Below are 23,123 nucleotides of genomic sequence, written 5' to 3' on the forward strand. Positions count from 1 at the left end.
CAAGGATGGAGTAGCATGCTCGCCTGTCCTCATAAATTGCGATGCAGGAGCGCACCATGTCAGTAGCGGTGATTCAAATGGTCAGCCAAAGCGATGTGCTGGCCAATCTGGTTCAGGCCCGCCGGCTGCTAGAGGAGGCCGCGACGGGTGGCGCAAAGCTCGCCGTGTTGCCGGAAAACTTTGCCGCCATGGGCCGTCGCGACATTGCCGACATCGGCCGTGCCGAGGCCTTGGGTGAAGGCCCGATCCTGCCATGGTTGAAACAGACCGCCCTCGACCTCAAGTTATGGATAGTCGCCGGCACATTGCCGCTGCCGCCGGTGGATGAACCGGCGGCGAAGGTGCATGCCTGCTCGCTGTTGGTGAATGACCATGGCGAAACAGTGGCGCGCTACGACAAGCTGCACTTGTTCGACGTCGACGTGACGGACAATCGCGGGCGATATCGCGAATCCGATGACTATGCTTATGGCAGTGGGGTTGTTGTGGCGGATACACCCGTCGGTCGAGTCGGGCTGACGGTGTGTTACGACCTGCGTTTCCCGGAGCTGTACAGCGAATTACGCGCTGCGGGAGCGGAGTTGATTACCGCGCCGTCGGCGTTTACGGCGGTGACCGGCGCGGCGCACTGGGATGTGCTGATACGCGCCCGGGCCATCGAGACTCAATGCTATGTGCTGGCGGCCGCTCAGGGTGGAACGCATCCAGGGCCGCGAGAAACCTGGGGGCATGCCGCAATCATCGACCCTTGGGGCCGGGTGCTGGCACAGCAGGATCAAGGCGAGGCCGTGCTGCTGGCCGCACGCGATAGCAGCGAACAGGCGTCCATCAGGGCGCGGATGCCGGTGTCCAGTCACCGGCGCTTTTTCTCGCAGGGCGCTCAGCGACCTGCCTCAGAACGACGAATTTAAGGCGTAAAGCATATGAGCGAGTTGTTGTCCTCCGTCAGTGAACACCTCCTGGCGCCCGGCGGCGTAACGATCGAGAGCCTGCAAGGCGTGCTCGGCGATCTGGCCGGCCCGGGCATCGATGCCGCCGACCTGTATTTCCAGGGGCAGATTTCCGAGTCCTGGGCGCTGGAAGACGGGATCGTCAAGGAAGGCAGCTTCAACCTTGACCAAGGCGTCGGCGTGCGCGCGCAATCGGGTGAAAAAACCGGTTTTGCCTACAGCAATGCCATCACCCTGGAAGCCCTGGGTGCTGCGGCCCGTGCCGCGCGGTCGATCTCCCGTGCCGGGCAGAACGGCACGGTACAGGCGTTCACCACCCAAGACGTCGCCCAGTTGTACGGGCCGGACAACCCGCTGGAAGTCATCTCCCGCGCCGAGAAAGTCGAACTGCTCAAGCGTATCGATGCTGCCACCCGCGCCCTCGATCCGCGTATTCAGCAAGTCACGGTGAGCATGGCCGGTGTCTGGGAGCGCATCCTCGTCGCTTCCACCGACGGCAGCCTGGCCGCCGATGTACGGCCGCTGGTGCGCTTCAATGTGAGCGTAATCGTCGAGCAAAACGGTCGCCGCGAGCGCGGTGGTCATGGCGGTGGCGGGCGAACCGATTACCGCTATTTCCTCAGTGACGACCGCGCCATGGGCTACGCCCGTGAAGCATTGCGTCAGGCACTGGTCAACCTTGAAGCCATTCCGGCGCCGGCCGGTACGTTGCCGGTGGTATTGGGTTCCGGCTGGTCCGGCGTGTTGCTGCATGAAGCGGTTGGCCACGGTCTGGAAGGCGACTTCAACCGCAAGGGCAGTTCTGCCTACAGCGGGCGCATGGGCGAAATGGTTGCCTCCAAGCTGTGCACCATCGTCGATGACGGCACGCTGGCGGGCCGTCGTGGTTCCCTGAGCGTCGACGACGAAGGCACCCCGACCGAGTGCACCACGCTGATCGAAAACGGCGTGCTCAAGGGTTACATGCAGGACAAGCTCAACGCGCGCTTGATGGGCGTGGCCCGCACAGGTAACGGTCGTCGCGAATCCTACGCGCACCTGCCGATGCCGCGCATGACCAACACCTACATGTTGGCGGGCGAAAGCGATCCGGCGGAAATCATCGCCTCGGTGAAACGAGGCATCTACTGCGCCAACCTCGGCGGTGGCCAGGTGGACATCACCAGCGGCAAGTTCGTGTTCTCTACCAGCGAAGCGTACCTGATCGAAGACGGCAAGATTACGGCACCGGTCAAAGGTGCGACGTTGATCGGCAACGGCCCGGAAGCCATGAGCAAGGTGTCGATGGTCGGTAACGATCTGGCGCTGGACAGCGGCGTGGGGACGTGTGGCAAGGATGGGCAGTCGGTGCCGGTAGGTGTCGGCCAGCCAACGCTGAAAATTGATGCGATCACTGTGGGTGGCACAGGATCGTAAACAGGGATGGAGCCTCGGGTGAACCGCGTGCGGTTCACCCGATTCGGGACTTAACGCAGACCGCGTTGAGTCTCGTCCAGCTCACGGATGTACTTGAAGATTTTACGGCTCGATGCCGGTGGCTTGTTGGTCGCCAGTTCGTGCTGGGCCTGACGGATCAGGGAGCGCAATTGCTGACGATCAGCCTCCGGGTAGTCGAGCACGAACTTCTCCAGGACTGCATCGTCGCCCGCGATCAAGCGATCGCGCCAGCGTTCCAGGCCATGGAAACGTTCGTTGTACTGCCGGGTGGAGGCATCGAGTTGATCGAGCAAGGTCAGAATGGCGGCAGTATCCTGATCGCGCATCAGTTTGCCGATGAACATAAGGTGCCGTTTACGCGCGATATTCGCGGTGTGCTTGGGCGCATCGGCCAGGGCCCGGCGCATGGCGTCGGTCAACGGCAGTTTTGCCAGCAAGTCAGGCTTGAGTGTTGTAAGGCGCTCGCCAAGGTCAACCAGAGCATGAAGCTCGCGTTTAACCTGGGATTTGCTTTTTTCTCCCGTATCGAGGGAGTCGTCGTAAGAATCAACCATGGTGGCCGTCCGCAAAGAAACGCCGCCATGATAACCAGTCGGGGGCCGCTTGTCCGGCCCGGTCGCTCGAAGGCCTTACCGAAAGCAGAATTTGAGTGGAGAACAGCATGAGTGCAGTTGAAAGCGTCGGCCCACAAGCGTTGCCGGCACTGCAAGAACAAGTCGAGCAGATCATCGCTGAAGCCAAGCGTCAGGGCGCCAGCGCCTGCGAAGTCGCCGTGTCCCTGGAGCAGGGGCTGTCCACGTCGGTGCGTCAGCGTGAGGTCGAAACCGTCGAATTCAACCGCGATCAGGGCTTTGGCATCACCTTGTACGTCGGCCAGCGCAAAGGCTCGGCCAGTACCTCGGCGAGCGGTCCTGACGCGATTCGCGAAACGGTTGCGGCGGCGCTGGCCATCGCCAAACACACCTCCGAAGATGAAGCTTCGGGCTTGGCTGATGCCGCGCTGATGGCCCGTGACCTGCAGGATTTCGACCTGTTCCATCAATGGGACATCACCCCGGAGCAAGCCATCGAACAAGCGTTGGCCTGCGAAGCCGCTGCGTTTGCCACAGACAGCCGGATCAAGAATGCCGATGGCACCACCCTCAGTACCCATCAGGGCTGCCGCGTATACGGCAACAGCCACGGATTTATCGGTGGCTACGCGTCGACCCGTCACAGCCTGAGCTGTGTGATGATCGCCGAGGCCGATGGCCAGATGCAGCGCGACTATTGGTACGACGTCAACCGTCAGGGTAATTTGCTGGCCGACCCGGTGAGCATCGGCCAGCGTGCCGCGCAACGGGCGGCGAGCCGTTTGGGCGCACGTCCAGTGCCGACCTGCGAGGTGCCGGTGCTGTTTTCCGCTGAGTTGGCGGGTGGTTTATTCGGCAGCTTCCTGTCGGCGATTTCCGGCGGCAGCCTGTACCGCAAATCGTCGTTCCTCGAGGGCACACTGGGTCAGAAGCTGTTCCCGGAATGGTTGACCATCGACGAGCGCCCACACTTGATGCGCGCCATGGGCAGTTCCGCGTTTGATGGCGATGGCTTGGCGACCTACGCCAAACCGTTCGTCGAAAAGGGCGAGTTGGTGTCCTACATCCTCGGTACATACTCCGGGCGAAAGCTCGGGATGCCGAGTACTGCCAACGCTGGCGGCGTGCATAACCTGTTCGTCACCCACGGCGATGAAGACCAGGCTGCCTTGCTGCGGCGCATGGGCCGTGGCCTGCTGGTCACGGAGCTGATGGGCCAGGGCCTGAACATGGTCACTGGCGATTACTCGCGGGGGGCGGCGGGTTACTGGGTCGAGAATGGCGAAATTCAGTTCGCCGTGCAGGAAGTGACCATCGCCGGCAACATGCGCGACATGTTCAAGCAGATCGTTGCGGTCGGTAATGACCTGGAGCTGCGCAGCAACATTCGCACCGGCTCGGTGCTGATTGAGCGGATGACGGTGGCGGGTAGCTAAACCTTACCGCTTCAAAAAAGGCGCGCCATCTCATCGGATGGCGCGCCTTTTTTATGCGCCTGGCACCGGCCGCTGTGGAAGCGAGCCTGCTCGCGATAGCGGTGAAGCATTCACCAATGATGATCTGGCTTGGCACAGCTTTTGTGGCAGCTGGAAGAGGCCACTGCTACAGGGGCGTTATTCACCTTCGTCGAAGAAGTTATTGATCAACGCCACCAGCGCATCCAGCGCTTCCTGTTCCTGCTCGCCTTCGGTGCGCAGGTGGATTCGGGTGCCCTTGCCGGCCGCGAGCATCATCATGGCCATGATGCTTTTACCGTCAACCATTGACTCTGGCGTACGCCCGGCTCTGATCTGGCAGGGGAACTGACCCGCCACTCCAACGAATTTTGCAGAAGCACGGGCATGCAGACCCAGCTTGTTGATGATTTCGATTTCCAGAGCAGGCATCGCGGTGTGAATCCTTTAGCTGAGGTCGCGGTGGCGGACCTGGACGTTCTTCAGGGTTTTTTGCAGAACCTGGCCCAGACGTTCGGTCAGGTAGACAGAGCGGTGATGCCCGCCGGTGCAGCCAATGGCAATGGTGACATAAGCACGGTTGCTGGCGGCAAAGCGCGGCAGCCACTTGAGTAGATACGACGATATGTCCTGGAACATTTCTTCGACGTCCGGTTGTGCAGCCAGGTATTCAGCCACCGGTTGATCGAGCCCGGACTGCGAACGCAGTTCCGGCTTCCAGTAAGGGTTGGGCAGGCAACGTACGTCGAACACCAGGTCCGCGTCCACCGGCATGCCACGCTTGAATCCGAACGACTCAACCAGAAAGGCAGTGCCGGCTTCAGGCTGGTTCAGCAGGCGAAGCTTGATGGTGTCGCGTAGCTGGTACAAGTTCAGGTTGGTGGTATTGATCTTGAGGTCGGCCAGATCGACGATCGGACCCAGCAGATTGCTTTCGTCCTCGATCGCCTCGGCCAACGAACGGTTGGCGGTGCTCAGCGGGTGACGACGACGGGTTTCGGAAAAGCGCTTGAGCAAGGTTTCTTCGTCGGCGTCCAGGTACAGCACATCACACTTGATATGCCGGCTACGGACTTCTTCGAGCAGTTCGGGAAAGCGTGACAGGTGGCTCGGCAGGTTACGCGCATCAATGGACACTGCGACCAGCGGCTGTGCCAGTTCGGTATGAATCAGTGCGCGTTCGGCCAGTTCCGGGAGCAAGCCGGCGGGCAGGTTGTCGATGCAGTAGTAGCCGTTGTCCTCGAGAACATCGAGTACGGTACTTTTACCTGAGCCGGAACGGCCACTGACGATGATCAAGCGCATGGTTACGGACCGTTTTGCTCGTCCAGGACAACCTGATACAAGGCTTCGTTGCTCGGGGCGCTGCGAAGACGATCACGGACTTCCTTGCGATCGAGCATGCTGGCGATCTGGCGGAGCAGTTCAAGGTGGGCATCGGTAGCGGCTTGCGGGACCAGCAGTACGAACAGCAGGTCAACCGGAGCGCCGTCGATGGCATCGAAATCGATTGGGGCGTCGAGGTGCATCAAGGCGCTGATGGGCGACTCGCAACCTTTGAGGCGGCAGTGGGGGATGGCGATACCGTTACCAAAACCGGTCGAGCCAAGTTTTTCACGGGCAATCAAAGCCTCGAAGACATCTTGCATCTCCAGATCCGGCACTTCCCGGGCGATCAGGTTGGCAATTTGCTCGAGGGCTTTCTTTTTGCTGCCACCCGGCACGTTCACGAGGGAACGGCCGGGGGTCAGGATGTTTTCAAGTCGGATCATGGGTTGGGGATGTTAACGACCGGTCGCGCCCTGAAGGAGGCTCTGGGTCTTTTCCTTATGCTTTTTGAGTTGTTTATCCAGCTTGTCGGTCAATGCGTCGATCGCCGCGTACATATCGGTATGTTCCGCGTTGGCGACCACTTCATTGCCGGGAATATGCAGGGTGGCTTCGATTTTCTGCTTCAACTTCTCGACCGTCATCGTGACCTGCACGTTGGTGATCTTGTCGAAATGCCGCTCTAATCGTTCGAGTTTTTCGCCGATGTAGGTGCGCAGGGGTTCGGTCACTTCCAGTTGGTGTCCACTGATGTTGACTTGCATACAGCTTCTCCTTCGTTGCCAGTGCATAAAGCGGCAGATCAGATGATCTACCACTGGAACGCTGTGGCGTGGCTCTACATCAACCGCTTGCGTTCGCTCGAAGGCGCGATCCCTAAGGATTCACGGTACTTGGCGACGGTGCGGCGAGCCACCTGAATGCCTTGTGCCTCCAGTAAACCAGCGATCTTGCTGTCACTCAACGGCTTTTTCTGATTTTCCGCGGCAACCAGTTTTTTGATGATCGCGCGGATCGCCGTGGACGAGCATTCGCCGCCTTCGGAGGTGCTGACGTGACTGGAGAAAAAGTATTTCAACTCATAAATACCCCGAGGGGTATGCATGAATTTTTGTGTGGTCACCCGTGAAATCGTCGATTCGTGCATGCCTACTGCTTCGGCGATGTCATGTAGAACCAGCGGCTTCATGGCTTCGTCGCCGTATTCGAGGAAGCCGCGCTGATGCTCGACGATCTGGGTGGCGACTTTCATCAGTGTTTCATTGCGGCTTTGCAGGCTCTTGATGAACCAGCGAGCCTCTTGCAACTGATTGCGCATGAAGGTGTTGTCGGCGCTGGTATCGGCGCGACGGACAAATCCGGCGTATTGCGCGTTGACCCGCAGCCTGGGCACCGACTCCTGGTTCAGTTCCACCAGCCAGCGTTCGTTGTCCTTGCGCACGATCACGTCCGGGACGACATACTCGGCTTCGCTGGATTCGATCTGCGAACCGGGGCGCGGGTTGAGGCTCTGGACCAGTTCGATGACCTGGCGCAGTTCATCTTCCTTGAGCTTCATGCGGCGCATCAACTGGCTGTAATCGCGACTACCAAGCAAATCGATGTAGTCGGTGACCAGGCGTTTGGCTTCGGCCAGCCAGGGCGTCTTGGCGGGCAATTGGCGCAATTGCAGCAACAGGCATTCGCCCAGGTTGCGAGCGCCGATGCCGGCCGGCTCGAATTGCTGGATGCGGTGCAGGACGGCTTCGATTTCGTCCAGCTCGATGTCCAGTTCCGGATCGAACGCTTCGAGGATCTCCTCGAGGGTTTCATCCAGGTAGCCCTGATTGTTGATGCAGTCGATCAGGGTCACGGCGATCAGGCGATCGGTGTCGGACATCGGTGCCAGGTTCAGTTGCCAGAGCAGGTGGCTTTGCAGGCTCTCGCCAGCCGAAGTGCGAGTGGTGAAGTCCCATTCGTCGTCATCGTTGCTCGGCAGGCTGCTGGCGCTGGTCTGGTAGACGTCTTCCCAAGCCGTGTCGACGGGCAATTCGTTGGGAATGCGCTCGTTCCAGTCGCCTTCCTCGAGGTTGTCCACCGTCGGGGCGGTTTCCTGATAGGAGGGTTCCGAAACATCGGCATTGGGTTGCTGTTCGGCTTTGTCGGCCAAGGGGTCGGCGTTGTCGAAGTCGTCGCCTTCTTCCTGGCGTTCGAGCATCGGATTGGACTCCAGGGCCTCCTGGATTTCCTGTTGCAAATCCAGGGTCGACAATTGGAGCAGACGGATGGCCTGTTGCAGCTGCGGTGTCATCGTCAGCTGCTGGCCCATTCTCAAGACTAGCGATGGTTTCATGGCAGGGGCTTAACACCTTATTCGCCGGCGCACATGCGCCATCCACTACAGGGCGCCGGAGCGCCAAACATAAGCAAATTATATGCCTGAAACTGAAGTGTTTGCCTAGAGCGCTGTAACAATAAAAACCTGTTGATTTTTATCGTTGTAAGCGCTCAGTCGACTAGCCAGACACCTCAACGCTTACAGGCGGAACTCATGGCCCAGGTAAACTTCTTTGACCAGGTCGTTGGCCAGGATAGTGGCGGAGTCGCCTTCGGCGATTAGCTGGCCATCGTTGACGATGTAGGCGGTCTCGCAGATATCCAGGGTTTCACGGACGTTGTGGTCTGTGATCAGCACGCCAATGCCTTTGGCCTTGAGGTGGTAGATGATCTGCTTGATATCGCCGACCGAAATCGGGTCCACGCCGGCGAAAGGTTCGTCGAGCAGGATGAATTTCGGATTGGTGGCCAGTGCGCGGGCGATTTCCACGCGACGACGCTCACCACCGGACAGGCTCATGCCGAGGTTGTCGCGGATGTGGCTGATGTGGAATTCCTGTAGCAGGCTTTCCAGCTCTTTGCGACGACCGGCCTTGTCGAGTTCCTTGCGGGTCTCGAGGATCGCCATGATGTTGTCGGCCACCGAAAGTTTGCGGAAGATCGATGCTTCTTGCGGCAGATAGCCGATACCGGCTTTTGCACGACCGTGCATTGGCTGGTGGCTGACGTCCAGATCATCGATCAGCACGCGGCCCTGATCGGCCTGCACCAGGCCGACAATCATGTAGAAGCAGGTGGTCTTGCCGGCGCCGTTGGGACCCAGCAGGCCGACGATTTGACCGCTGTCGATCGAGAGGCTGACGTCGCGCACGACCTGGCGGCTCTTGTAGCTCTTGGCCAGATGCTGGGCTTTCAGAGTTGCCATTACTGGGCCTTCTGCTCGTCGGTTTTCTTCTTCGGCTGGATCACCATGTCGATGCGTGGACGCGCCTCGGTGACCTTGTTGCCTGTCGCACGGCCAGCGCTGGCAAGCTTCTTGACCGTGTCATAGACGATTTTCTCGCCCTGGGTAGTGTTGCTGTCTTTGTCGACAACTTTTGCCTTGTCGATCAGCACGACGCGGTTTTGCGCAGCGTGGTACTGGATGGTTACACCCCAACCCTGCACAGGCTTGGTGTCACCAGCGGTCTGCAACTGTTCGAAGTAGGCAAGGTTGCCCACCGATGTCACCACGTCGATGTCGCCAGCCGGCGTACGAGTGATGGTCACGGTGTTGCCCTTAACGATCATCGAACCCTGGGTGATGATCACGTCGCCTTTATAGGTGGCAACGCCATTCTTGTCGTCCAGTTGGGCATCGTCGGCCTGAATGCGGATTGGCTGCTCTTGATCGTTCGGCAGAGCCCAGGCGCTCACGCTTCCCAGTGCTGCGCCCAGACTGAGCAAAATAGGGAGGGTTTTAACGAGCCTCATACTGTCCTCTTACGTTAGATAGCAGGTGTATCCTGCTTTCTTTCAAGTACGCTTTCATTCCGTTGCCTGTCGATACACCGCCAGCGCCGTCGATTCTAACGGGTTGGTCGGTCTGCGCATATTGCTGCTGCGGGAACACAGTCATACGGGTGGTGGTAATCAGGGTCTTGCGGTTTTTTTCGTCGAAACGGGTGATGCGTACCGAATCGATCAGCTCGACCTGGGTACCGTCCGTATTGACTTCGCCGCGCTCGCTCTGAACGTGCCAGGGAAACTGGGTGCCGCGAAACATGTTCAGGTCGGGATTGGTCAACAGCGTGACCTCGGACGCTTTCAGGTGTTCGACCTTGTCGGACGTCATTTCGTACTGCAATTTGCCGTCCGGCAGGTACTGCACGCTGTGGGCGTTGAGTGCGTAATAGTCGATCGCGCTTTCATCGACAGGGGCAACTGTCTTGTCGAGGAAGCGTTCCGGGCTGATGTTCCAGTAGCCGACCGCAGCGAACAGCGCCGCGATGCAACTGAACAACAGGATGTTACGAAACTTTTTGCTCAGCATAATGTGCTCACAGGTACTCGGCGTTGGCCGCATCGAGGCGGCCCTGGGCGCGCAGGATCAATTCGCAGAACTCGCGAGCAGCACCCTCGCCACCCCGGGCGACGGTAATGCCGTGGGCGTTTTCACGCACGAAGCTGGCTGCGTTGGCTACTGCCATGCCCAGGCCGACGCGGCGAATCACCGGCAGGTCCGGCAGGTCGTCACCGAGATAGGCCACTTGTTCATAGCTTAGGTTGAGTTGGGCCAGAAGTTCGTCCAGTACCACCAGTTTGTCCTCGCGACCTTGATAAAGGTGCGGGATGCCGAGGTTTTTTGCTCGTCGTTCGACCACCGGGGTCTTGCGGCCGCTGATGATAGCCGTCTGTATGCCCGCCGCCATCAACATCTTGATGCCTTGACCGTCGAGGGTGTTGAACGTCTTGAACTCACTGCCATCTTCGAGGAAATACAGGCGTCCGTCAGTCAGCACGCCGTCGACGTCGAACACCGCGAGTTTGATCTGTTTGCCGCGTTGCAGCAGGTCCGAACTCATTACATTACTCCTGCGCGCAGCAAGTCGTGCATGTTCAGGGCGCCGACCGGACGGTCTTCGCTGTCGACCACGACCAGCGCGTTGATTTTGTGGTCTTCCATGATTTTCAGGGCCTCGGCGGCAAGCATTTCGGCGCGGGCGGTCTTGCCGTGAGCCGTCATGACCTGGTCAATGGTGGCGCTGTGGATGTCGATGCTGCGATCCAGTGTGCGACGCAGATCACCGTCAGTGAAGATCCCGGCCAGCTTGCCGTCGGCTTCCAGAATGACGGTCATGCCCAGACCCTTGCGGGTCATTTCCATCAAGGCATCCTTGAGCAAGGTGCCGCGTTGAACCTGCGGCAGCTCTTGCCCGGCGTGCATGACGTTTTCCACTTTCAGCAGCAGACGTCGGCCCAGCGCACCTCCCGGGTGAGAAAAGGCAAAGTCTTCAGCGGTAAAGCCGCGAGCTTCCAGCAACGCAACGGCCAGTGCGTCACCCATCACCAGGGCTGCGGTGGTGGAGGAAGTCGGTGCCAGGTTCAGCGGACAGGCCTCGTGTTCGACGTGAACGTTGAGGTTGACCTCGGCAGCCTTGGCCAGCGGTGAATCCGGGTTGCCGGTCACGCTGATCAACTGAATGCCCAGACGCTTTATCAAGGGCAGCAGGGTGACGATTTCGTTGGTGGAGCCGGAGTTCGACAGGGCCAGAATAATGTCATCCCGCGTGATCATGCCCATGTCGCCATGGCTGGCTTCGGCCGGGTGCACGAAAAAAGCCGTGGTGCCGGTGCTGGCCAGGGTCGCGGCAATCTTGTTGCCGATGTGCCCTGATTTACCCATGCCGACCACTACCACGCGGCCTTTGCTGGCCAGAATCATCTCGCAAGCGCGTACGAAATCTGCGTCGATATGGGGCAGCAAGCCTTCTACGGCTTCCAGTTCGAGGCGGATGGTGCGTTGTGCTGATTGAATCAGGTCGCTGGATTGGCTCATGTCAGAAATCGTATAGCCTGATGAAAAGGCGGCGATTATAGCGGTAATGATCAAATCCCTCACGCTAGTTCGTCACGCTTTGTCATTCCCTGTAACCGAATCCCCTCTAAACGAGGCTTTTTGCCTGTCATGTTACTGAACATGGTCGGGCTTGGGCCTTGGGCGCCAGGCCTTTGCAGTGATATAGTTCGCCGCCAGTTCGGCCTGCCCGGGGAGGTATGTGCTTTCGTCAGAGAGCCAGGCGTCCGAGTGAGAGGCTGCATCGCAAGGAGTTTAGATGAGTGCCGATAACGCCTACGCGGTCGAGCTGAAGGGACTGTCCTTCAAGCGCGGTGCGCGCAGCATTTTCAATAACGTCGATATCCGTATCCCACGCGGCAAGGTCACCGGCATCATGGGGCCTTCCGGGTGTGGCAAAACCACGCTGTTGCGATTGATTGGCGCACAATTGCGTCCAACAAAGGGCGAAGTCTGGGTCAACGGCCAGAACCTGCCCAAGTTGTCGCGCAGTGATCTGTTCGATGCGCGCAAGCACATGGGGGTGCTGTTCCAGAGCGGTGCCCTGTTCACCGACCTCGATGTGTTCGAGAACGTCGCGTTCCCGCTGCGCGTTCATACCGAACTGCCGGAAGAAATGATCCGTGACATCGTCCTGCTTAAATTGCAGGCCGTGGGCTTGCGTGGTGCCATCGACCTGATGCCTGACGAGTTGTCCGGCGGCATGAAGCGTCGTGTCGCGCTGGCCCGGGCAATTGCCCTTGATCCGCAGATCCTCATGTACGACGAGCCCTTTGTCGGCCAGGACCCCATTGCCATGGGCGTGCTGGTGCGCCTGATTCGCCTGCTCAACGATGCCCTGGGCATCACCAGTATCGTGGTGTCCCATGATCTGGCCGAAACAGCGAGCATCGCCGATTACATCTATGTCGTCGGCGAAGGCCAGGTGTTGGGACAGGGGACTCCCGAGGAACTGATGAACTCGCAGGAGCCACGGATCCGTCAATTCATGACTGGCGACCCCGACGGTCCGGTCGCGTACCACTTTCCAGCGACGGATTACCGCGCAGATCTTCTGGGGAAGCGTTGATGCGCAAGATTTCATTGATAGAACGCGTGCGCCGGTTTGGCCATGCGGCCATCGACGTGCTGGCGGTGTTCGGTCGCTCGACGATTTTCCTGTTCCATGCCTTGCTCGGTCGCGGTGGCATCGGCGGCGGCTTCGGCCTGCTGGTCAAGCAGCTTCATTCAGTCGGCGTGATGTCCCTGGTGATCATTGTCGTCTCCGGCGTGTTCATCGGGATGGTGCTGGCGCTGCAAGGCTTCAACATCCTGTCCAGCTACGGCTCGGAACAGGCTGTCGGGCAGATGGTTGCGCTGACGCTGCTGCGTGAACTGGGGCCTGTGGTGACGGCACTGCTGTTCGCCGGGCGTGCCGGTTCGGCGCTGACGGCGGAAATCGGCAACATGAAATCCACCGAACAATTGTCCAGTCTGGAAATGATTGGTGTCGACCCGCTCAAATATATCGTTGCCCCACGCCTGTGGGCCGGCTTCATTTCCCTGCCGGTGCTGGCGATGATTTTCAGCGTGGTGGGTATCTGGGGCGGTTCGTGGGTGGCCGTCGACTGGCTGGGTGTGTATGAAGGCTCATACTGGTCAAACATGCAAAACAGCGTGACGTTCACTGATGATGTGCTCAATGGCATCATCAAAAGCATTGTCTTCGCGTTCGTCGTGACCTGGATCGCCGTATTCCAAGGCTATGACTGTGAGCCCACTTCCGAGGGGATCAGTCGTGCCACTACCAAGACCGTGGTGTATGCCTCTTTGGCTGTACTCGGTCTGGACTTTATTCTGACCGCCTTGATGTTTGGAGATTTCTGATGCAAAACCGCACCCTGGAAATCGGTGTCGGCCTTTTCTTGCTGGCTGGCATCCTGGCTTTATTGCTGCTGGCGTTGCGGGTGAGTGGCCTTTCCCCGAGCCCGAGCACCGACACGTATAAACTTTATGCGTATTTCGACAATATCGCCGGTTTGACGGTCAGAGCTAAAGTGACCATGGCCGGTGTGACCATCGGCAAAGTCACGGCGATCGATCTGGACCGCGACAGCTTCACCGGCCGGGTGACCATGCAACTGGAAAAGCGCGTAGATAACCTGCCGACTGACTCCACTGCATCTATCCTCACCGCTGGCCTGTTGGGCGAGAAGTACATCGGTATCAGCGTGGGCGGCGAAGAAGCCTTGCTCAAGGATGGCGGGACCATCCACGACACCCAGTCGTCGCTGGTGCTCGAAGACCTGATCGGTAAATTTCTGCTCAATACCGTTAGCAAAGACGCCAAATGAGGAGCTTTTGAATGATCTCTACCTTGCGACGTGGCCTGTTGGTAGTACTCGCGGCGCTGCCGTTGATGGCTAACGCCGTGGCGGCGCCTTCCGCGCACGACCTGGTACAGGACACCACCAACCGGATGCTGGCCGATCTGTCGGCCAACAAAGAGAAGTACAAGCAGGATCCACAGGACTTCTATACGGCGCTGAACACCATCGTCGGGCCTGTGGTGGATGCCGAAGGCATCTCCAAAAGCATCATGACGGTCAAGTATTCGAAGAAAGCCACGCCGGCACAGATGAAAACCTTCGAAGAGAACTTCAAGAGGGGCCTGTTCCAGTTTTATGGCAATGCGCTGCTCGAGTACAACAACCAGGGCATCACCGTTGACCCGGCAAAAGACGAGTCGGGCGATCGCACCAGCGTTGGCATGACCGTCAAAGGCAGCAACGGCGCGATCTATCCAGTGTCCTACACACTGGAAAAAATCAATGGCGAGTGGAAACTGCGCAACGTCATCATCAATGGCATCAACATCGGCAAGCTTTTCCGTGATCAGTTCGCTGATGCAATGCAGCGCAATGGCAACGACCTGGACAAGACCATCAACGGTTGGGCCGGGGAAGTCGCCAAAGCCAAGGCATCGACCGAGAAGCCAGCCCAATGAGTGTGTCGGCCATTCGCATGAGCGAATCCGGCGAGCTGCGGTTGAGTGGCATGCTGGACTACCTCACGGCCCCTGGCTTGCGCAAGCAGGGGCAGGCGTTGATTAAATCGAGCGCGGCTACCGAGTTGGTGGTCGACTGCTCTGCAGTGTTGAAGTCCAGCAGTGTCGGCTTGTCGCTGCTGCTGTGCTTCATGCGTGATGCAGAGGCGGCCGGCAAGGCGCTGAGCATCCGCGGGATGCCCGAAGACATGCGTGAAATCGCTCAGGTCTGCGAATTGACCGAGCTGTTGGCGCACCCCTGACCGCATCTATAAGGAAGCCCCCCGTCAGAGTCCTGCTTAGCGGGGTTCGCAGGCGCGGGGCTTTTTTGTATGATGTCCGACCCGTGCGCACAGGGCGCCGATTGAGGTTGAGCATGCAGGCCGTAGAAGTGAAGAGCTTCCTTGAAGGAAAGCTGCCCGGAACGTTGGTAGAAGTTGAGGGCGAAGGCTGCAATTTCCAGCTGAACGTGATTAGCGATGAACTGGCGGCGTTAAGCCCGGTGAAGCGTCAGCAGCAGATCTATGCCCATTTGAACCCATGGATCACCGATGGCAGCATCCATGCGGTCACTATGAAATTTTTCAGCAGCGCGGCCTGGGCCGAGCGCACCTGAGCCCAAGGGCGTCGAGATTCTTATGGATAAATTGATTATTACCGGTGGCGTTCGTCTTGATGGCGAAATCCGCATCTCCGGGGCAAAGAACTCTGCCCTGCCGATTCTGGCTGCCACCCTGCTGTGTGATGGCCCGGTGACCGTGGCCAACCTGCCGCACCTGCACGACATCACCACGATGATCGAGCTGTTCGGTCGCATGGGCATCGAGCCGGTGATCGACGAGAAACTCAGCGTCGAAATCGACCCGCGCACCATCAAGACCCTGATCGCACCGTACGAACTGGTCAAAACCATGCGTGCATCGATCCTGGTGCTGGGCCCGATGGTTGCCCGTTTCGGTGAAGCCGAAGTCGCACTGCCTGGCGGTTGCGCCATCGGTTCGCGTCCGGTTGACCTGCACATCCGTGGCCTCGAAGCCATGGGCGCGGTCATCGACGTCGAAGGCGGCTACATCAAGGCCAAGGCGCCTGAAGGTGGCCTGCGCGGTGCGCACTTCTTCTTCGACACCGTCAGCGTGACCGGTACTGAAAACATCATGATGGCGGCTGCTCTGGCCAAGGGCCGCAGCGTGTTGCAGAACGCTGCTCGTGAGCCTGAAGTCATCGACCTGGCTAACTTCCTGATCGCCATGGGCGCCAAGATCACTGGCGCCGGCACCGACACCATCACCATCGATGGCGTTGAGCGTCTGCACCCGACCACCTACAAAGTGATGCCCGACCGCATCGAAACCGGCACCTACCTGGTGGCGGCTGCCGTGACGGGCGGTCGTGTGAAGGTCAAGGACACTGATCCGACCATCCTCGAAGCCGTTCTGGAAAAACTCCGCGAGTCGGGTGCCGAAATCACCTGCGGCGAAGACTGGATCGAGCTGAACATGCACGGCAAGCGGCCAAAAGCCGTCAACGTGCGGACCGCTCCATACCCGGCGTTCCCGACCGACATGCAAGCGCAGTTCATCTCCCTTAACGCCATTGCCGAAGGCACTGGTGCCGTGATCGAGACGATCTTCGAAAACCGCTTCATGCACGTTTACGAACTGCACCGCATGGGCGCCAAGATCCAGGTCGAAGGCAACACTGCCATCGTTACCGGCACCGAGACGCTCAAAGGCGCGCCAGTCATGGCCACCGACCTGCGTGCTTCGGCCAGCCTGGTGATCTCGGCGCTGATCGCTGAAGGCGACACCCTGATCGACCGCATCTACCACATCGACCGTGGTTACGAGTGCATCGAAGAGAAACTGCAGATGCTCGGCGCCAAGATCCGTCGCGTACCGGGCTAGTTTCTGCTGCATGGGCATAAGGACATGCCCGTTGAATTGTTGAAGTCGAGCCGGTTTCCGGCTCGATGTGTGTCCGGCGCCGTTTGCGACCGGGCATGAGTACCTTGATAAGGACTGACGTTTCCCATGTTGACCATCGCACTGTCCAAGGGCCGCATCCTTGACGACACCCTGCCGCTTCTGGCTGAAGCGGGCATCGTGCCGACCGAGAATCCGGACAAGAGCCGCAAGCTGATCATTCCCACGACCCAGCCTGACGTACGTCTGCTGATCGTGCGCGCCACCGACGTACCGACATATGTCGAGCATGGTGCCGCGGACCTCGGCGTCGCCGGTAAAGATGTGCTGATGGAATATGGCGGCCAGGGCCTGTACGAGCCTCTGGACCTGCGCATTGCCCTGTGCAAGCTGATGACCGCCGGCCGCGTCGGCGATGTCGAGCCCAAAGGTCGCCTGCGGGTTGCCACCAAGTTCGTCAACGTTGCCAAGCGTTACTACGCCGAGCAGGGTCGTCAGGTCGACATCATCAAGCTGTATGGCTCGATGGAACTGGCGCCGCTGATCGGTCTGGCTGACAAGATCATCGACGTGGTCGACACCGGCAACACCTTGCGCGCCAATGGCCTGGAACCCCAGGATTTCATTGCCGACATCAGCTCCCGGCTGATCGTCAACAAAGCTTCGATGAAAATGCAGCACGCCCGTATCCAGGCGTTGATCGACACCCTGCGCAAGGCAGTGGAGTCTCGACACCGCGGCTGATTCACCTGCGCGACCTTGAGTCGCGCCGTCTATCCGCCTCATAGCCAGAATTCTCGGGTGCCCAAGCGGATCGAATGTTAGCTTCGGGCGCCTGAGTTTTTTGCCAATCCTATGAGGCTCTCGCTATGACCGCACCGACTGCAATTCGCCGACTCAACGCTGCTGACCCGGATTTCGCACATCATCTGGATCATCTGCTGAGCTGGGAAAGTGTGTCTGACGACTCGGTCAATCAGCGGGTGCTGGACATCATCAAAGCCGTGCGCGAGCGTGGCGATGCGGCACTGGTGGAATTCACCCAGAAGTTCGATGGCCTCGAAGTCGCCTCGATGGCCGACCTTATTCTGCCGCGTGAGCGTCTGGAACTGGCCCTGACCCGGATCACCGTGCCGCAACGCGAAGCCCTGGAAAAAGCCGCGTCCCGTGTGCGCAGCTACCACGAAAAACAGAAACAGGACTCCTGGAGCTACACCGAAGCCGACGGCACGGTGCTGGGGCAGAAGGTTACGCCGCTGGATCGCGCCGGTCTTTATGTACCGGGCGGCAAAGCGTCGTACCCGTCCTCGGTGCTGATGAACGCGATCCCGGCCAAAGTGGCGGGCGTGACCGAAGTGGTCATGGTGGTGCCGACCCCGCGCGGAGAAATCAACGAGTTGGTGCTGGCCGCAGCCTGCATCGCCGGCGTCGACCGGGTGTTCACCATCGGCGGCGCCCAAGCCGTTGCCGCGCTGGCTTACGGTACTGAAAGCGTGCCGAAGGTCGACAAAGTGGTGGGCCCGGGCAACATCTATGTCGCTACCGCCAAGCGTCACGTGTTCGGTCAGGTCGGCATCGACATGATTGCCGGCCCGTCCGAGATTCTCGTGGTATGCGACGGCCAGACCGATCCGGACTGGATCGCCATGGACCTGTTCTCCCAGGCCGAGCACGATGAAGACGCCCAAGCGATTCTGGTCAGCCCGGACGCCGAGTTCCTCGACAAGGTTGCCGCGAGCATTGCCAAGCTGCTGCCAACCATGGAACGCGCCGAGATCATCGAAACCTCGATCAATGGCCGTGGCGCGCTGATCAAAGTCCGCGACATGGAACAAGCCATCGAAGTGGCCAACCGCATCGCACCGGAACACCTTGAGCTGTCGGTCGCTGATCCGCAGGCCTGGTTGCCGCAGATTCGTCACGCAGGCGCGATCTTCATGGGGCGTCACACCTCCGAAGCCTTGGGCGACTACTGCGCCGGCCCGAACCACGTGTTACCGACGTCCGGCACCGCGCGTTTCTCCTCGCCGCTGGGTGTGTACGACTTCCAGAAACGCTCGTCGATCATCTACTGCTCCGAGCAGGGTGCGTCCGAGTTGGGCAAGACCGCTTCCGTACTGGCCCGTGGCGAGTCGCTGACCGCCCACGCCCGCAGCGCCGAATACCGCATCATTGATGACAAAAAGGGGAACTGAGATGAGTAAATTCTGGAGCCCCTTCGTCAAGAGCCTGGTGCCATACGTGCCGGGTGAGCAGCCAAAGCTGACGAAACTGGTGAAGCTCAACACCAATGAAAACCCGTACGGTCCATCGCCTAAAGCCCTGGCGGCGATGCAGACCGAACTGAACGACAACCTGCGTTTGTACCCGGACCCGAACAGCGACCTGCTCAAGCAGGCTGTTGCCAGGTACTACGGCGTGCAAGGCAATCAGGTGTTCCTCGGCAACGGTTCCGATGAAGTCCTGGCGCACATTTTCCACGGTTTGCTGCAACACGATCAGCCGCTGCTGTTCCCGGACATCAGCTACAGCTTCTATCCGGTTTACTGCGGGTTGTATGGCATCAAGTTTGAGGCGGTGCAGCTGGACGAACAGTTCCAGATCAACCCGGCCGACTACGCCAAGCCGAACGGCGGGATCATCTTCCCGAACCCGAACGCACCGACCGGTTGCCTGCTGGCGCTGGACGCCGTTGAGCAGATCCTCCAGGCCAGCCCGGATTCGGTGGTCGTGGTGGATGAGGCTTACATTGACTTTGGCGGTGAGACGGCAATCACGCTGGTGGACCGTTATCCGAACCTGCTGGTGACTCAGACCCTGTCCAAGTCCCGTTCACTGGCTGGTCTGCGGGTTGGCCTGGCGGTCGGGCATCCGGACTTGATCGAGGCGCTGGAGCGAATCAAGAACAGCTTCAACTCTTATCCGCTGGATCGCCTGGCAATTGTCGGGGCGGCGGCGGCGTTCGAGGATCGCGAGTACTTCGACAAGACGTGCCGGTTGGTCATCGACAGTCGTGAGAAGGTGGTCGGGCAATTGGAGGCGAAAGGGTTTGAGGTGTTGCCGTCGGCAGCGAACTTCATTTTTGCCCGTCACCCCCGGCACGATGCGGCCGGGCTGGCGTCGAAGTTGCGCGAACAAGGCGTGATCGTTCGGCACTTCAAGCAGGAACGGATTGCCCAGTTCCTGCGGATCTCCATCGGCACGCCGGAGCAGAACCAGGCGCTGATCGACGGCCTCGGCGACCTCTAAGCCACCGCTGAACCTGTGGGAGCGAGCTTGCTCGCGATAGCGGTATAACCTTCAACATTGATGTTGAAGGTTAGGACCTCATCGCGAGCAAGCTCGCTCCCACAGGTTTTTTTGTTGGCTGCTTACTCTTCTTCTTTCTCTTTGACCGGCGCCGGTGGCGGACGCAGGCCGATCTCGGCCGTGAGCTTGAGCTCCTTGCCATTGCGCATCACTTGAACCGTGACCTTGTCCGTTGGCTTGATTCGCGCCACCTGGTTCATCGAACGGCGACCATCGCCGGCCGGTTCGCCGTCGATGCTGAGAATCACATCACCCAATTGCAGGCCGGCTTTCTGCGCCGGACCGTCACGGAAGATCCCCGCGACTACAATCCCTGGACGTCCCGACAGGCCGAACGACTCCGCCAGTTCCTGGCTCAACGGTTGTACTTCAATGCCCAGCCAGCCGCGAATCACCTGGCCGTGTTCGATGATCGACTTCATCACTTCCATCGCCAGCTTGACCGGGATCGCAAACCCGATGCCTTGCGAGCCGCCAGATTTGGAGAAAATCGCCGTGTTGATGCCGGTCAGGTTGCCATTGGCGTCCACCAACGCACCGCCGGAGTTGCCGGGGTTGATAGCGGCATCGGTCTGAATGAAATCTTCGTAGTTGTTCAGGCCCAGCTGATTGCGCCCGGTGGCGCTGATGATGCCCATGGTCACGGTCTGGCCGACACCGAACGGGTTGCCGATGGCCAGCGCCACGTCGCCGATGCGGATGTTGTCGGAACGGCCGATGGTGATTGCCGGCAGGGTCTTCAGGTCGATCTTCAATACCGCGAGATCGGTTTCCGGGTCGCTGCCGATCACGCGAGCCAGGGTCTCACGGCCATCCTTGAGCGCCACGACAATCTGGTCGGCACCGGTGGTGACGTGGTTGTTGGTCAGGATGTAACCTTCCGGGCTCATGATCACGCCAGAACCCAGGCTCGACTCCATGCGCTTCTGCTTGGGCGAGTTGTCACCGAAGAAGCGACGGAACTGCGGGTCTTCGAACAGTGGGTGATTCGGTTTGTTGATGACCTTGGTGGTGTACAGGTTGACCACCGCCGGTGCGGCAATGACCACGGCGTCGGCATAGGACACAGGCCCCTGTTGCACGCTGGTGGTTTGCGGTGCTTGCTGCAAGTTCACGTCGAGGCTCGGAAGCCCGACCCACTGCGGGTAACGCTGAATTATCAAAAGAGCGATAAGCACGCCGGCCAACAGCGGCCAGCCGGAAAAACGCAGCGCCTTGAGCATTAAGCACTTCCTGAAAGGTTGCAGGCGGTATGAGACCGCCCATAATGTCGCGCATTATACGAGGCCAAGCGCGCCTCTGAACGGGATATTTAGGAGTCTTTTATGGCCGTCGCCCTGAGCACCCTGGTCGAAGAAGCCGACCGCTACCTCACCAGCTCCAAAATTGCCGATTACTGCCCCAACGGCTTGCAGGTCGAGGGCCGGCCGCAAGTGATGCGCATTGTCAGTGGCGTCACCGCGAGTCAGGCGCTGCTTGACGCCGCTGTGGAGGCCAACGCCGATCTGGTGCTGGTGCATCACGGTTATTTCTGGAAGGGCGAGAACCCGTGCATCACCGGCATGAAGCAGCGTCGGTTGAAAACCTTGCTCAAACACGACATCAGCCTGTTGTCTTATCACTTGCCATTGGACCTGCACCCGGAAGTCGGCAACAACGTGCAACTGGCACGACAGCTCGACATTACCGTCGAAGGTCCGCTGGATCCGGACAACCTTAAAATCGTTGGCCTGGTCGGTTCGTTGAGTGAACCGATGACGCCGCGCGATTTCGCCCGTCGCGTCCAGGAAGTCATGGGCCGTGAGCCGTTGCTGATCGAAGGCAGCGAGATGATTCGCCGGGTGGGCTGGTGCACGGGCGGCGGTCAGGGTTACATCGATCAGGCGGTGTTGGCCGGTGTCGATCTGTACCTCAGCGGTGAAGCCTCGGAGCAGACCTTTCACAGTGCCAGGGAAAACGACATCAGCTTTATCGCCGCCGGCCATCACGCCACTGAGCGTTATGGTGTGCAGGCACTGGGTGATTATCTGGCGCGCCGGTTTGCCCTCGAACACATTTTTATCGATTGCCCGAATCCGATCTGAAATCCACCACGGAACACTGTGGGAGCGAACTTGCTCGCGATGGCCGACTAACATTCAACATTGATGTCGACTGACACGCCGTCATCGCGAGCAAGCTCGCTCCCACAGAGGCCTCGTTGGCCAAACATGGGGGTATATTCATATACTCTTTCGATCTAGTTGGTGTCCTGATTAGAAGAGGTCGCTGTGCTAGGATTCCTCGCTCGAACACGGCCCGCTGGCCGTCCATAAGATCGTTTTCGTGAGTAGCCATGGTCGACAAACTGACGCATCTGAAACAGCTGGAGGCCGAAAGCATCCACATCATCCGCGAGGTCGCCGCCGAGTTCGATAACCCGGTGATGCTGTACTCCGTCGGCAAAGATTCCGCCGTGATGCTGCACCTTGCGCGCAAGGCATTCTTCCCGGGCAAGCTGCCGTTCCCGGTGATGCACGTCGACACCCGGTGGAAGTTCAAGGAAATGTACGCGTTCCGTGACCGTATGGTCGAAGAACTCGGCCTGGACCTGCTGGTCCACGTCAATCCCGATGGCGTTGCGCAGGGTATTAACCCGCTGACTCACGGCAGTGCCAAGCACACCGACATCATGAAAACCGAAGGCCTCAAGCAGGCCCTCGACAAGTACGGTTTCGATGCCGCTTTCGGCGGTGCCCGTCGTGACGAAGAGAAATCCCGTGCCAAAGAGCGCGTGTATTCCTTCCGCGACACCAAGCACCGCTGGGATCCGAAAAACCAGCGTCCAGAGCTGTGGAACGTCTACAACGGCAACGTCAACAAGGGCGAATCGATCCGCGTTTTCCCATTGTCGAACTGGACCGAACTGGACATCTGGCAGTACATCTACCTCGAAGGCATCCCGATTGTGCCGCTGTATTTCGCCGCCGAGCGCGACGTCATCGAGATGAATGGCACCTGGATCATGATCGACGACGAACGCCTGCTCAATCACCTGAGCGATGAAGACAAGGCGCGCATCGTCAAGAAGAAGGTCCGTTTCCGTACGCTCGGCGACTACCCGCTGACCGGTGCGGTCGAGTCCGAGGCTGTCACGCTGACCGACATCATTCAGGAAATGCTCCTGACGCGAACTTCCGAACGCCAGGGCCGGGTCATCGACCATGATGGCGCAGGCTCGATGGAAGAAAAGAAACGTCAGGGTTATTTCTAA

Annotated in this window: 27 protein-coding genes; 15 read left to right on the top strand and 12 right to left on the bottom strand. The window is 59.3% G+C overall.

The window, feature by feature from the left end; all coding sequences use genetic code 11:
* Positions 1-56 precede the first annotated feature (56 nt).
* Together NL116_RS05105 and tldD are read left to right on the top strand one after the other, a co-directional pair.
* The gene (locus tag NL116_RS05105; RefSeq protein ID WP_494376266.1) at positions 57-911 is read left to right on the top strand and encodes a carbon-nitrogen hydrolase family protein; all 855 of its coding nucleotides are present in this window, start codon (positions 57-59) and stop codon (positions 909-911) included.
* A 12-nt stretch (positions 912-923) separates the two neighbouring features.
* On the top strand, positions 924-2,366 hold the full coding sequence (gene tldD / locus NL116_RS05110) for a metalloprotease TldD (RefSeq protein WP_123435310.1): 1,443 nt from the start codon (positions 924-926) through the stop codon (positions 2,364-2,366).
* Between the two features lie 50 nt (positions 2,367-2,416).
* Here tldD and yjgA read toward each other — a convergent pair whose 3' ends face one another.
* Entirely contained in the window at positions 2,417-2,941 is a 525-nt protein-coding gene (gene yjgA / locus NL116_RS05115) for a ribosome biogenesis factor YjgA (protein WP_027924525.1), read from the bottom strand.
* 107 nt (positions 2,942-3,048) lie between these two features.
* Between yjgA and pmbA the strand changes: the two genes are divergently transcribed.
* Positions 3,049-4,395: a metalloprotease PmbA gene (gene pmbA, locus NL116_RS05120; RefSeq protein ID WP_494376267.1), complete on the top strand. Its 1,347-nt coding sequence runs from the start codon at positions 3,049-3,051 to the stop codon at positions 4,393-4,395.
* A gap of 177 nt (positions 4,396-4,572) precedes the next feature.
* Here the strand turns inward: pmbA and NL116_RS05125 are convergent, their stop codons facing one another.
* From NL116_RS05125 to NL116_RS05170, 10 genes are all read right to left on the bottom strand, one after another.
* The gene (locus NL116_RS05125) at positions 4,573-4,845 is read right to left on the bottom strand and encodes an HPr family phosphocarrier protein (RefSeq protein WP_494376268.1); all 273 of its coding nucleotides are present in this window, start codon (positions 4,843-4,845) and stop codon (positions 4,573-4,575) included.
* A gap of 15 nt (positions 4,846-4,860) precedes the next feature.
* Positions 4,861-5,718 (bottom strand): RNase adapter RapZ, encoded by an 858-nt coding sequence (rapZ, locus tag NL116_RS05130; protein ID WP_494376269.1) that lies wholly within the window; start codon positions 5,716-5,718, stop codon positions 4,861-4,863.
* A 2-nt stretch (positions 5,719-5,720) separates the two neighbouring features.
* Entirely contained in the window at positions 5,721-6,185 is a 465-nt protein-coding gene (gene ptsN, locus NL116_RS05135; protein WP_123435314.1) for a PTS IIA-like nitrogen regulatory protein PtsN, read from the bottom strand.
* A 12-nt stretch (positions 6,186-6,197) separates the two neighbouring features.
* On the bottom strand, positions 6,198-6,506 hold the full coding sequence (gene hpf, locus NL116_RS05140) for a ribosome hibernation-promoting factor, HPF/YfiA family (RefSeq protein ID WP_007941242.1): 309 nt from the start codon (positions 6,504-6,506) through the stop codon (positions 6,198-6,200).
* A 74-nt stretch (positions 6,507-6,580) separates the two neighbouring features.
* Complete coding sequence (locus NL116_RS05145) at positions 6,581-8,074, bottom strand: RNA polymerase factor sigma-54 (protein WP_032828652.1); 1,494 nt, start codon at positions 8,072-8,074, stop codon at positions 6,581-6,583.
* Positions 8,075-8,257: 183 nt separating this feature from the next.
* On the bottom strand, positions 8,258-8,983 hold the full coding sequence (gene lptB, locus NL116_RS05150) for an LPS export ABC transporter ATP-binding protein (RefSeq protein ID WP_027924532.1): 726 nt from the start codon (positions 8,981-8,983) through the stop codon (positions 8,258-8,260).
* A complete protein-coding gene (gene lptA / locus NL116_RS05155; RefSeq protein WP_494376270.1) occupies positions 8,983-9,531 on the bottom strand; it encodes a lipopolysaccharide transport periplasmic protein LptA in 549 nt (182 codons plus the stop codon). Before lptA ends, lptB begins: the two co-directional genes overlap by 1 nt.
* Positions 9,518-10,090 (bottom strand): LPS export ABC transporter periplasmic protein LptC, encoded by a 573-nt coding sequence (lptC, locus tag NL116_RS05160; protein WP_494376271.1) that lies wholly within the window; start codon positions 10,088-10,090, stop codon positions 9,518-9,520. Before lptC ends, lptA begins: the two co-directional genes overlap by 14 nt.
* A 7-nt stretch (positions 10,091-10,097) precedes the next feature.
* Complete coding sequence (locus NL116_RS05165) at positions 10,098-10,622, bottom strand: KdsC family phosphatase (protein WP_494376272.1); 525 nt, start codon at positions 10,620-10,622, stop codon at positions 10,098-10,100.
* Positions 10,622-11,596, bottom strand: coding sequence for a KpsF/GutQ family sugar-phosphate isomerase (locus NL116_RS05170; protein WP_007942750.1), 975 nt, complete (start codon positions 11,594-11,596; stop codon positions 10,622-10,624). The genes NL116_RS05165 and NL116_RS05170 overlap by 1 nt, the downstream gene beginning before the upstream one ends.
* 277 nt (positions 11,597-11,873) lie before the next feature.
* Between NL116_RS05170 and NL116_RS05175 the strand changes: the two genes are divergently transcribed.
* The 10 genes from NL116_RS05175 (at position 11,874) to hisC (ending at position 19,810) form a co-directional block, all read left to right on the top strand.
* On the top strand, positions 11,874-12,683 hold the full coding sequence (locus NL116_RS05175; protein ID WP_494376273.1) for an ATP-binding cassette domain-containing protein: 810 nt from the start codon (positions 11,874-11,876) through the stop codon (positions 12,681-12,683).
* On the top strand, positions 12,683-13,480 hold the full coding sequence (gene mlaE / locus NL116_RS05180; RefSeq protein WP_123435318.1) for a lipid asymmetry maintenance ABC transporter permease subunit MlaE: 798 nt from the start codon (positions 12,683-12,685) through the stop codon (positions 13,478-13,480). Before NL116_RS05175 ends, mlaE begins: the two co-directional genes overlap by 1 nt.
* Positions 13,480-13,947, top strand: coding sequence for an outer membrane lipid asymmetry maintenance protein MlaD (gene mlaD, locus NL116_RS05185; protein ID WP_027924539.1), 468 nt, complete (start codon positions 13,480-13,482; stop codon positions 13,945-13,947). Before mlaE ends, mlaD begins: the two co-directional genes overlap by 1 nt.
* An 11-nt stretch (positions 13,948-13,958) precedes the next feature.
* Positions 13,959-14,600, top strand: coding sequence for an MlaC/ttg2D family ABC transporter substrate-binding protein (locus tag NL116_RS05190; RefSeq protein WP_494376274.1), 642 nt, complete (start codon positions 13,959-13,961; stop codon positions 14,598-14,600).
* Positions 14,597-14,902: an STAS domain-containing protein gene (locus NL116_RS05195; protein ID WP_494376275.1), complete on the top strand. Its 306-nt coding sequence runs from the start codon at positions 14,597-14,599 to the stop codon at positions 14,900-14,902. Before NL116_RS05190 ends, NL116_RS05195 begins: the two co-directional genes overlap by 4 nt.
* 113 nt (positions 14,903-15,015) lie before the next feature.
* A complete protein-coding gene (locus tag NL116_RS05200) occupies positions 15,016-15,255 on the top strand; it encodes a BolA family protein (protein ID WP_007912386.1) in 240 nt (79 codons plus the stop codon).
* Between the two features lie 22 nt (positions 15,256-15,277).
* On the top strand, positions 15,278-16,543 hold the full coding sequence (gene murA, locus NL116_RS05205) for a UDP-N-acetylglucosamine 1-carboxyvinyltransferase (protein WP_027924542.1): 1,266 nt from the start codon (positions 15,278-15,280) through the stop codon (positions 16,541-16,543).
* A gap of 126 nt (positions 16,544-16,669) precedes the next feature.
* Positions 16,670-17,305: an ATP phosphoribosyltransferase gene (gene hisG / locus NL116_RS05210; protein ID WP_007942738.1), complete on the top strand. Its 636-nt coding sequence runs from the start codon at positions 16,670-16,672 to the stop codon at positions 17,303-17,305.
* A 125-nt stretch (positions 17,306-17,430) separates the two neighbouring features.
* Positions 17,431-18,756, top strand: a complete 1,326-nt coding sequence (gene hisD, locus NL116_RS05215; protein ID WP_494376276.1) for a histidinol dehydrogenase — start codon at positions 17,431-17,433, stop codon at positions 18,754-18,756.
* Between the two features lies 1 nt (position 18,757).
* The gene (gene hisC / locus NL116_RS05220) at positions 18,758-19,810 is read left to right on the top strand and encodes a histidinol-phosphate transaminase (protein ID WP_494376277.1); all 1,053 of its coding nucleotides are present in this window, start codon (positions 18,758-18,760) and stop codon (positions 19,808-19,810) included.
* Positions 19,811-19,932: 122 nt separating this feature from the next.
* Here the strand turns inward: hisC and algW are convergent, their stop codons facing one another.
* Entirely contained in the window at positions 19,933-21,093 is a 1,161-nt protein-coding gene (gene algW / locus NL116_RS05225; protein WP_027924545.1) for a Do family serine endopeptidase AlgW, read from the bottom strand.
* Between the two features lie 102 nt (positions 21,094-21,195).
* On the opposite strand from algW, the gene NL116_RS05230 reads away from it, so the two are divergent.
* Both NL116_RS05230 and cysD read left to right on the top strand, forming a co-directional pair.
* Positions 21,196-21,954 carry a Nif3-like dinuclear metal center hexameric protein gene (locus NL116_RS05230; protein WP_494376278.1) on the top strand — a complete coding sequence of 253 codons (759 nt, stop codon included), beginning with the start codon at positions 21,196-21,198 and terminating at the stop codon, positions 21,952-21,954.
* A 251-nt stretch (positions 21,955-22,205) separates the two neighbouring features.
* On the top strand, positions 22,206-23,123 hold the full coding sequence (cysD, locus tag NL116_RS05235; protein ID WP_027924547.1) for a sulfate adenylyltransferase subunit CysD: 918 nt from the start codon (positions 22,206-22,208) through the stop codon (positions 23,121-23,123).

This window comes from Pseudomonas sp. FBCC-B1667, assembly GCF_059133255.1.

What these genes read in the sequence shown, in the direction of transcription:
- lptA (WP_494376270.1), bottom strand. Translation starts at nt 9,531, where the DNA reads ATGAGGCTCGTTAAAACCCTCCCTATTTTGCTCAGTCTGGGCGCAGCA.
- NL116_RS05165 (WP_494376272.1), bottom strand. Translation starts at nt 10,622, where the DNA reads ATGAGTTCGGACCTGCTGCAACGCGGCAAACAGATCAAACTCGCGGTG.
- murA (WP_027924542.1), top strand. Translation starts at nt 15,278, where the DNA reads ATGGATAAATTGATTATTACCGGTGGCGTTCGTCTTGATGGCGAAATC.
- rapZ (WP_494376269.1), bottom strand. Translation starts at nt 5,718, where the DNA reads ATGCGCTTGATCATCGTCAGTGGCCGTTCCGGCTCAGGTAAAAGTACC.
- hisC (WP_494376277.1), top strand. Translation starts at nt 18,758, where the DNA reads ATGAGTAAATTCTGGAGCCCCTTCGTCAAGAGCCTGGTGCCATACGTG.
- yjgA (WP_027924525.1), bottom strand. Translation starts at nt 2,941, where the DNA reads ATGGTTGATTCTTACGACGACTCCCTCGATACGGGAGAAAAAAGCAAA.
- NL116_RS05125 (WP_494376268.1), bottom strand. Translation starts at nt 4,845, where the DNA reads ATGCCTGCTCTGGAAATCGAAATCATCAACAAGCTGGGTCTGCATGCC.
- mlaE (WP_123435318.1), top strand. Translation starts at nt 12,683, where the DNA reads ATGCGCAAGATTTCATTGATAGAACGCGTGCGCCGGTTTGGCCATGCG.
- hisD (WP_494376276.1), top strand. Translation starts at nt 17,431, where the DNA reads ATGACCGCACCGACTGCAATTCGCCGACTCAACGCTGCTGACCCGGAT.
- NL116_RS05175 (WP_494376273.1), top strand. Translation starts at nt 11,874, where the DNA reads ATGAGTGCCGATAACGCCTACGCGGTCGAGCTGAAGGGACTGTCCTTC.
- NL116_RS05200 (WP_007912386.1), top strand. Translation starts at nt 15,016, where the DNA reads ATGCAGGCCGTAGAAGTGAAGAGCTTCCTTGAAGGAAAGCTGCCCGGA.
- algW (WP_027924545.1), bottom strand. Translation starts at nt 21,093, where the DNA reads ATGCTCAAGGCGCTGCGTTTTTCCGGCTGGCCGCTGTTGGCCGGCGTG.
- NL116_RS05195 (WP_494376275.1), top strand. Translation starts at nt 14,597, where the DNA reads ATGAGTGTGTCGGCCATTCGCATGAGCGAATCCGGCGAGCTGCGGTTG.
- lptB (WP_027924532.1), bottom strand. Translation starts at nt 8,983, where the DNA reads ATGGCAACTCTGAAAGCCCAGCATCTGGCCAAGAGCTACAAGAGCCGC.
- pmbA (WP_494376267.1), top strand. Translation starts at nt 3,049, where the DNA reads ATGAGTGCAGTTGAAAGCGTCGGCCCACAAGCGTTGCCGGCACTGCAA.
- NL116_RS05145 (WP_032828652.1), bottom strand. Translation starts at nt 8,074, where the DNA reads ATGAAACCATCGCTAGTCTTGAGAATGGGCCAGCAGCTGACGATGACA.
- ptsN (WP_123435314.1), bottom strand. Translation starts at nt 6,185, where the DNA reads ATGATCCGACTTGAAAACATCCTGACCCCCGGCCGTTCCCTCGTGAAC.
- hpf (WP_007941242.1), bottom strand. Translation starts at nt 6,506, where the DNA reads ATGCAAGTCAACATCAGTGGACACCAACTGGAAGTGACCGAACCCCTG.
- NL116_RS05230 (WP_494376278.1), top strand. Translation starts at nt 21,196, where the DNA reads ATGGCCGTCGCCCTGAGCACCCTGGTCGAAGAAGCCGACCGCTACCTC.
- NL116_RS05105 (WP_494376266.1), top strand. Translation starts at nt 57, where the DNA reads ATGTCAGTAGCGGTGATTCAAATGGTCAGCCAAAGCGATGTGCTGGCC.
- tldD (WP_123435310.1), top strand. Translation starts at nt 924, where the DNA reads ATGAGCGAGTTGTTGTCCTCCGTCAGTGAACACCTCCTGGCGCCCGGC.
- lptC (WP_494376271.1), bottom strand. Translation starts at nt 10,090, where the DNA reads ATGCTGAGCAAAAAGTTTCGTAACATCCTGTTGTTCAGTTGCATCGCG.
- cysD (WP_027924547.1), top strand. Translation starts at nt 22,206, where the DNA reads ATGGTCGACAAACTGACGCATCTGAAACAGCTGGAGGCCGAAAGCATC.
- mlaD (WP_027924539.1), top strand. Translation starts at nt 13,480, where the DNA reads ATGCAAAACCGCACCCTGGAAATCGGTGTCGGCCTTTTCTTGCTGGCT.
- hisG (WP_007942738.1), top strand. Translation starts at nt 16,670, where the DNA reads ATGTTGACCATCGCACTGTCCAAGGGCCGCATCCTTGACGACACCCTG.
- NL116_RS05170 (WP_007942750.1), bottom strand. Translation starts at nt 11,596, where the DNA reads ATGAGCCAATCCAGCGACCTGATTCAATCAGCACAACGCACCATCCGC.
- NL116_RS05190 (WP_494376274.1), top strand. Translation starts at nt 13,959, where the DNA reads ATGATCTCTACCTTGCGACGTGGCCTGTTGGTAGTACTCGCGGCGCTG.